The 8843-nt window shown below is 36.7% G+C and carries 5 protein-coding genes; 1 reads left to right on the top strand and 4 read right to left on the bottom strand.

Annotation, left to right across the window (positions count from 1 at the left end):
* Nucleotides 1-772: 772 nt before the first annotated feature.
* Together mcrC and F557_RS0112530 are read right to left on the bottom strand one after the other, a co-directional pair.
* Complete coding sequence (gene mcrC, locus F557_RS0112535) at nt 773-1798, bottom strand: 5-methylcytosine-specific restriction endonuclease system specificity protein McrC (protein WP_245539406.1); 1026 nt, start codon at nt 1796-1798, stop codon at nt 773-775.
* 23 nt (nt 1799-1821) lie between these two features.
* Nucleotides 1822-4290, bottom strand: coding sequence for an AAA family ATPase (locus F557_RS0112530; RefSeq protein WP_019002569.1), 2469 nt, complete (start codon nt 4288-4290; stop codon nt 1822-1824).
* Nucleotides 4291-4422: 132 nt separating this feature from the next.
* Between F557_RS0112530 and F557_RS19870 the strand changes: the two genes are divergently transcribed.
* Nucleotides 4423-5880 carry a restriction endonuclease subunit S gene (locus tag F557_RS19870; protein ID WP_084761637.1) on the top strand — a complete coding sequence of 486 codons (1458 nt, stop codon included), beginning with the start codon at nt 4423-4425 and terminating at the stop codon, nt 5878-5880.
* Here F557_RS19870 and F557_RS21370 read toward each other — a convergent pair.
* Both F557_RS21370 and F557_RS0112515 read right to left on the bottom strand, forming a co-directional pair.
* A complete protein-coding gene (locus tag F557_RS21370) occupies nt 5873-7420 on the bottom strand; it encodes a restriction endonuclease subunit S (protein ID WP_019002567.1) in 1548 nt (515 codons plus the stop codon). The genes F557_RS19870 and F557_RS21370 overlap by 8 nt on opposite strands.
* On the bottom strand, nt 7420-8841 hold the full coding sequence (locus F557_RS0112515) for a type I restriction-modification system subunit M (protein ID WP_019002566.1): 1422 nt from the start codon (nt 8839-8841) through the stop codon (nt 7420-7422). Before F557_RS0112515 ends, F557_RS21370 begins: the two co-directional genes overlap by 1 nt.
* Nucleotides 8842-8843: the final 2 nt, after the last annotated feature.

Raw genomic sequence — 8843 nt, 5'->3', positions numbered from 1 at the left:
ATCGGTTCGAAGTTTATGCTACTCATATCTCTATATCGCTCACCGTCATCATCTCACCCCTGAGGTATCCTTCACATTCCGTGCTATCTTTCCCTGCAGGCCGGCCGTCGCTTATGTCTTATGCCTTGTTTTCTGGACTCTGGCTGCGTTCCTTAAATTTTCACACTCGTTTTGTTCGGCCCTTCACACGCATACTCCTCGCTACTACGGCCTCTGCTGACTTCCTGCCATTCGTTGTTACTACCCATTAATGAGCTGACAGGATCTCCTCGGGTAAGCCCTACATCTTTCCTCCCACCACTGCCACCTTTACATTCAGAGTTTCCGTCTGGCTATCGGACTTCGAGTTATTTTGCACTCTTATCCACTCTGCCTGCCTGAAGTGATTCCTGTACGTCAGTTCGGGATTTCACTATTGCTTCTTTCAGCTATTACATTACTGTAACCACCTTGCAATTCTAATCCTACGTGGTTTTTGATACGAACCTAAAATGTAGTAAAAACTGGTGTAAAACGTTGATATATAAGGGATTGCAGAAACAAAATAAATTCGACCGCAGCCAAAATACAAGACAAATAACTTACAGTCGTGTTACTTTTTCTCCACGGTTCAATTATATGCCCCACACCATCTAAATAATTGAAAAATAAAGAAAAAATTTAAATATGTATGGAACTGCTTAAATGTTCTTTCTTCACCTATTTTTCAATGCTTGTTCGATATACCGTATCTCTGCCATCTTCCATACAAAAACATGAAGAACAACAATTCTTATAGATTAAAATGATCAGTTACTATTTTATTCAGTTGTGTGGCTATTTCTGAAAAATCACAGTTCAGATCGAGCGTTCGAACACTGATCTTATTTCCACTCATACGATACTCATTATCAGGATAAATTTCTTCATCGGTCTTAGCATATAAAAGCATTCCTGACACTTTGTGTACTTGTCCCTCTGGCTCTGTAGCCTTATTTAGCTCAGTAGCCTTATTTTTCACGTATGTAAAAATTTGGTACAAATTTCCTGAATGGAGCGTATGCTTGTCATACTGAACTTGAGTTGAATGCGCATAATATTTCGCATCTATGATTAACGTTTTTTCTTTGTAAGAAAGCATTATATCGGTCTGCATAATCGGTAACATTGCACATATGCCATCATCTAGCTGCCACGGAATTTGTGAGGCGTTAGCTGATAACTGTGGATATTTCTTACGGTAATATTCCAAAATAAACTTCTCATAAAGCCGATGCATCCGTTGTTCATCTATAAAATCCATAAGCTTTTCCGAGCCATCTTTTTGAGTTTGTAATAGTCCCTTTACGATAAGATAACATATGGATATCAACATCCGGTAGGTCTGATTATTGCGATTATAATGCACATTCCAATCAACCGAGTGTAAGTCTATGACCTCCACATCTCCGAAATACACCATCAACTTTCGTAATTCCTTTTTACGTGCTTTTGTTATATCAGCACGGAGCAGAATCAAAACAGTAGACTTGATGATCCTATTCATATACGAATTAACAGAGAATTCATCGTAAGAACATACTATATGCTTACGTTGAAGCGCCATCGTTTTAATGGTTTCGGCGATATCAATTTTCCCTCGGATAAATGACAACTCCTCTGTATGAGGTATGTATTCTTTACCAAGACCTCGTTTTATCTGAGAACTGAGACCTTGGGCAAGAATTGCTGCACAAAGTTCTGTAGCATTTTCAAAATTCTGTGTAGCAATTTTCTTGTACCCTTGTTCATTCAACACTTGAAACGCATAGGCCAGCATGTAATAAATGTTCTGTATGCGGATCACTTTATTGCATTCCTCAAGTTTTCAGCCCATGTTTTCACTTTGACAGAATCATCGAACCAATACTCCTTTAGTAATGGAATGAGTTCAAATTCAACAATCTCGGACAAAGTTTGTTCTCTAATCTCTTTTAGATTACAAAAATAGCTATGTCCTATACAGAAACCTTCACCTAGAGACTCATCCATTGAAATAGACTCGTTTAAATCTTTGACGCACTGAATTAATTTATCGAACTTTGCATTAGACAAACAACTACAATACTTCCGAAAACCATCTGTGCTAAAACCGGGTTTTATCTCGTAGAAAGCAAATCTACGACGCAGTGCATAATCTAGCATTGCCAAACTTCTATCCGCAGTATTCATCATACCAATAATATAAACATTTTTGGGCACCAAGAACTTCTCATCCGAATAAAGGAGTTGAATCTCAACACCACGCTTATCATTCTCGATGAGCATAAACAGCTCCCCAAAAATCTTACTTAAATTACCGCGATTGATTTCATCAATTATGAAGAAGTATTTGTTATCACTATCAATCTCTGCTTTTTTGCAAAAATTGTAAAATGTTCCTTTTTTAAGTTCAAAACCTTTCTCTGAAGGTCGAAATCCCATGATGAAATCTTCATATGAATAGCTTTGATGGAACTGCACCATCATGACGCGATTTGGCTCCTTCTCTCCCATTATAGAATAAGCTAACCGCTTAGCTATAAAAGTTTTCCCTACACCTGGAGCTCCTTGAAGTATTACATTTTTCTTGTTAAGGACAAGTCCAACCAACGTGTCGTAGCTTGCTTCATCAATATAAACTTCATTGATAAAATCATCCTTGCCGTAGGCAGGTCTAACCACAGAAGTCTCCTCATCAGGATCAATTTCATCATCCTCAAACAGAGCTTTCAACTCTTCAACATAATCAGTATATGCGGTAATATCAGTAAGAGTTTTCATTGCTGCCTGTCCTGGATGTGGCCATTCCCCTTTGTGAGTCCAATTTACAGTACGCACATTTTTAGTGTAATTACGAGAATCATCAAACTCATAATCAGAAAGAACAATACCGCGGCCTATGACAGTGCTTCTTCCTTTTTTGGCAAAAACAACATCCCCAGGTTTCATATCATTTACAAACTGCCAAGTTGCGTGAGCCGCCATAGTAAAAGGTTTCTTAGAATCTATAAACTCCTTCATTGCCTCCTTCATTTCAGCCTTAGACTTATATTGATTCAAATCTCCAATTTCATCCCAACCGATGGCCATTATTCCATTATCACAACAATCTTTCCAAATTTCGGCCCCTTCTCCAGGAGAATATAACCAATAATGTGTTGTTTTTATACCTCTATCGGCATCACCATCGCCACTGCCAAAAGGTTCTTTATCTGCCACCCCATTCTTAAATATTTCGGATGCAAGTTCATCTGTGATCTCAACATTCTGACCTTTATCCGTCAACGTCCATATGCCATATACCTTATTATCGATATACCCTGCTTTAACCAGATAGCTTTTGGCAAAACCTACTTCATTCTCAAATTTATTGACGTGCGTCTTTCCTCTAGTAGCATTTACCTCATCATCTGAAAGGTTTTCGTTTTCAATAATTTTCTTTCTAGCGTCTACAGGAGTAGCAGAACCACCTAAATCACGCAAAGCCTGAATAACTGGTCCAAACCATCTTAAGAAGGCAGCATTTGACCTTCCTGATTTAACCAGACTATTTTCAACAGAAACGCCCCACGCTTTGTAAGAAAGTTCAGGAAATGAAGAATACCCATATTTTCCAGATCTAATAGCCAACAAACATTTATCACAAATATCAAGATACTTCTCTGCAGAAGGTACTGATTTAAGTGCTTGTACTTCTTCTGCAACGCTGAGAGATGTATTATCTGGGTTACTCATAAACTCCCTATTTCTCGCATCAAGATTAATGAAATTATAGGGACGAATCCAATACAACCCCATTGTTAAATTCCAGCGAACTGCAAACTGTAGCTTCACTTTATTATATGCAGATGAAAATGCTACTCTATTTTGTTCAGAATCATTTTCGGCTAGTCTGATCGCGCATTCAAAAATTCCCCATAGGTTGTTAATATCATCACTCTTGCGACGATTATCACCTTCAAAAGCATAAAAAGTAGCCATCATATTATTCAATACAGGAATGCCTGAAAAATCATTAGGTATGTCAGCTGATATTTCAAACACACTCTTGATTCCATTCAGTATGCTAATTCGGTTAGCATCAGTGATCCCCTTATTAAATAACCCAAATATTGTAAAAGGATCTATGTCATGTGGTACAGGATAACTATCTAACGTGGGAAGTTTCATACCAATGCACGAATATACTTTTTGAAGAAGTTCTATTAAGGATGTTCTGTCGTTTTTGTATACCAATAGCTTTGTAGCAAATTCTGTATAAAACTCCACCCATTTAAACTGTGCTGTCATCTATAGCTCTCCTTTAAACTGTGCATCGAACTTATTATTGCAAATCAACATTTACAAATGAAATTATCATAGTCGCATAAAAAACTCATAACCAAATACTGTAGGGATAATAAAGGCTAAATAACGTTAAATTTGCAAATTCGTGACAACATATCACATATCATAATTATTTTCTGTGAAATGTTGATAGAAATCGTTATTGAAAATGAGTTTTGTCCTTTCTCTTGTACCGCTAATTTGCATTATGAGAAGTTCAGCGACGGTTCTATTACTTGCATTGAAGATATAATTCCATTCACCTTACCGAACGGATGGCGTTGGAGTCGTTTAAGTTCACTGTGTTCAGATATCCAGTACGGTGTAAGTAATTCTGCGGAAAATAGCGGTTCTCATAGATTGCTCCGCATAACTGATATTCAAGATGGAAAAGTTGAATGGGATAAAGTACCTTTTACGACTCTACAAAGTCCAGAACAATACAGACTTATGACCGGAGATATTGTCTTTGCGAGAACGGGGGCAACAGTCGGAAAGTCTTTTCTTATTAAAGAGCTTCCTTTCGATTCTGTATACGCTTCATATCTTATTCGAATTCGCTTAATTGGAAAGCTATCACGAGATTATGTATATGATTTTTTTAACAGCAAGTGTTATTGGAATCAAATTACAGATAAGTCTGTTGGTGTTGGTCAGCCAAATTGCAATGGTTCTTCTTTGAAAGAATTGCTTATCCCTGTTCCTCCAATTAATGAGCAGGAATTAATCATTAAATCGATCAAAAATCTTCAGTTGTATTCAAATATCATTGAATCGCAGCAAACAGATCTAAAATCTTTACTCTTAAAATGTAAATCAAAAATTCTAGATCTTGCAATTCGTGGTAAGCTTGTCTCTCAAGATCCTAATGATGAACCAGCTTCAAAGCTACTCGAACGCATACGACACGAAAAGGAAGAACTCATCAAGGCAGGTAAACTCAAACGAGATAAACGAGAATCTGTTATATTCCGTGGTGAGGATAACTCTTATTATGAGAAGTTTAGCGACGGTTCTATTACGCTTATTAAAAATAAAAATATAGTTGATATTCCTAAATCTTGGACTTGGGTACGGTTTGAAAACATCATCGAACTTATATCTGGGCAAGATTTATCAAAAGATAGCTACAATGCAAACGGTGAAGGTATTCCTTACATTACCGGAGCTAGTAACATCGATTGTGGTAAGGTCATCATAAATAGATGGACAAAAACACCTAAATCTATAGCTCTTGCAGGAGATCTGTTATTAACCTGTAAGGGAACAGTTGGCCATATTGCAACCTTAAGAGAAGAAAAAGTGCACATTGCTAGACAAATAATGGCCATTCGTTCTTCTTATGGTGTGAACAAGAGTTACATACAACTTTTTTTAAGATCATATGTAACTCAATTAAAATCGTCCGTGAATGGTATTATCCCAGGAATTGCAAGAGAAGATGTACTGCGAATTCCTTTTCCGTTGCCTCCGTTAGAAGAGCAAAATAGAATTGTTAGTACTATCCAGAAGATTATGAATGTGCTTAATTATATGGAAACTTTTCTTACATAAGATTAGCATCAATACTTTCTATAACGGATAATAATTCAATTATCCGATTCACTATGGTTTGTTGTTCTTTTAAAGGTGGCAAAGGAATGAGTTTGGGCTTAACCATTGGAACTGTTAGTTGAGGTATGCTTGAACCAACACTATCAAGCCTACGAGCATACAAATAGTAATAGAGAAAAAGAGGATTAATCAAATTACATTGATTAATGACAAGTAATCTCACGATGGGACAATACTCATAATTTCTATAAACGGGAAAACCTATTGTCCCTCTGCCAGCAATAGTAATTGTATTTGCTTTCGCTGTTGATGTTTTTGTAAAACCCATTATACCTTCATTTGTAGTACCATTGGCGACTACAGGTATAGAATGTTCAGCATCTTTTTCTTTAACAAAATCTGAGGGCTTATCTCCACCAGCATATATGTTATAACAAATATTTTTTAGCCTTACCCAATTCCAATTTTCAGGTATTGCAAAAGGTATTTCTTTTCTAATACATTCAACAGTCCCGTCGCTGAACTTCTCATAATAAGAGTTATCCTCACCACGGAAGATGACTGATTCTCGTTTATCACGCTTGAGTTTGCCGGCTTTAATGAGTCCTTCTTTTTCTTGATGTATGCGTTCTAAAAGAACAGAGACAGGCTCATCATTAGGATCTTGAGGAACTAGCTTACCTCGAATAGCGAGATCAAGAATTTTGGATTTAGTTTTAGTTATAATCTCACCTAATGCTATATTTTGTTTTTCAACGCAGTCAACAAGATCAAAAGCAGTCTTTACGGAATTAGTAATTAGTGTTTGTTCGTTAAGTGGGGGTAAAGGAATTATCGTGTTTAAAATACGTTCAATTGCTAATTTTGGTTGTGCTACTTGATGTGTTTTATCTTGAAATTGATTTTGTACAAAACATGATAATAAACAAAAACACAAGAACGTTTTATTTATGCTGAAAGGTGTAACTTTGACAGCATTCTCTGTTAAGTTCATCCCATCCAACAAATCAGGAACTTCACCTACAAGACCAATGGTTCCAGCTATAGTTAAATACAAATCAGTTTTAGAAATTGTATAATTCCGTATTGTTTCATAAATCTCATCTGATATGTATTTCAAATCGCTTGTAGTTATTGTGCGATTTTTCATATTTGTTACGCGAATATAGGCGTGAGGAGTGGGAACCGCACTGAATTCTTTTCCCTTTGGTATCCTTTTTCCTCCTTTAACCGATGCAATATCCCTAATCCTTACAAAACTCCAAGATTTTGGAATTTTAAAAAATTTTGTTTCATCTTTCAGGCATTTGATAGTTCCATCGCTGAACTTCTCATAATGCAAATTATCTTCACCAACAAAGATAATAGTATCATTCTTAAGATCCTTGGACTTCAGCATACCATCCTTCACCATCTGCTGCTTCTCAGCTCGGATTTTTTCTAATAAAACGGATGCCGGTTCATCATTCGGATCTTGAGGTACAAGTTTTCCTCTAATAGCAAGATCAAGGATCTTCTGTTTTAGTACTTTAGTATCCATCAATCTTCAATTCCTTTTAAAAGTTCTTTTAACTGAGCAACCGCTTCATTCATTCCGTTAACTTTACTCTGTATTTCACTCAGCATTTCATTAACAGTTCGATCATCATCCTCTGTAAAATCAAGCCACTTAAAGTTCAAATCTTCCCTAGCTTTGACTTCTGATTCAGAAAATTTACGCCACCTTCCGTTCGGGTTCTTTTCAGCATCATACGTTTCTTTTCGGTCACATATATGCCCAGAACAATAGCAATCAACAAAATCCTGCAAATGTTCTCTAGTCATCGGTTTATTAACCAACGTGTGCTTGACGCCTGTTCGATAATCGTACACCCAAATATCTTTAGTCGGTTCACCTTTATCGAAGAATAAAACATTAGTCTTTACGCCATTGGCATAAAAGATACCGGTAGGTAATCTCAGAATCGTATGCAAATTAAAATCTTTCATTAACTTATCGCGCACTTTCTTAGTTGACTCACCGTCTGTTAATATACTATCCGGTAAGACTACCCCCACACGTCCGCCTGTCTTGACGATAGACATAATATGTTGAAGAAAATTAACCTGATTATCTGATGTCTTAATAAATTCAGGTCTATTAGCCGATACGTCCACACTCCCCTGAGGTCTTGTACCAAAAGGAGGGTTAGTCATAACGACCTTATACATATCATCCGTTTTATCAGTCAGAGAGTCACAAAGCCTAATAGGGCTTTTATTGACACCGATATCATGAAGATAGAGATTCATTGAAGCAAGAGTAACAACTAGGTCTGTATTGTCGGCACCATAAAATGCATTATTTTTCAAAAACCTTTGCTTTTCTACATCTTTGCTCTGCTTTTTCATGTGCTCATAAGCGGATAAAAGAAAGCCAGCTGTACCGCAACAAGGATCTGCAACAGTCTCGTCAATTTTAGGATCTACAACATCAACAATTGCAGAAATAAGGGCTCTTGGGGTGAAGTATTGTCCAGCTCCACTTTTTTTATCCTGCCCATTTTTTTCCAAAATTTTCTCGTATATTGCCCCCTTCAGATCGCCTTCCATCATGTACCAATCATCTTCACTAACCATGTCGATGACTTTTTTTAACATAACAGGTTTATTAATTTTATTAGTAGCTTTTGTAAAAATGGTTCCAACAAGTCCTTTGCTACTAGATAATTCCTTCAGAATATCTTCATATTTTTCAACAAGATCTGTACCTGTTAATGTCGTGAGCTCCCCCCATTTATATCCAGCAGGAAGATAACTTTGTAGACCTAATTTCTCTTTTTCATCATCCATCTTCAAAAAAAGGATGTATGTTAATTGTGTAATATAATCGGTGAATCCGACCCCTGAAGCAGCTAAAACATTAGCTATATTCCACACCTTGGAAACCAGTGCGGATTCAGATTTCTGTGTTGAAGCCATTT

Origin of the sequence: Succinimonas amylolytica DSM 2873, assembly GCF_000378405.1 — a bacterium.
GTDB classification, from domain to species: Bacteria; Pseudomonadota; Gammaproteobacteria; order Enterobacterales; family Succinivibrionaceae; genus Succinimonas; species Succinimonas amylolytica.
This window is presented reverse-complemented; position numbering and strand designations above follow the sequence as displayed.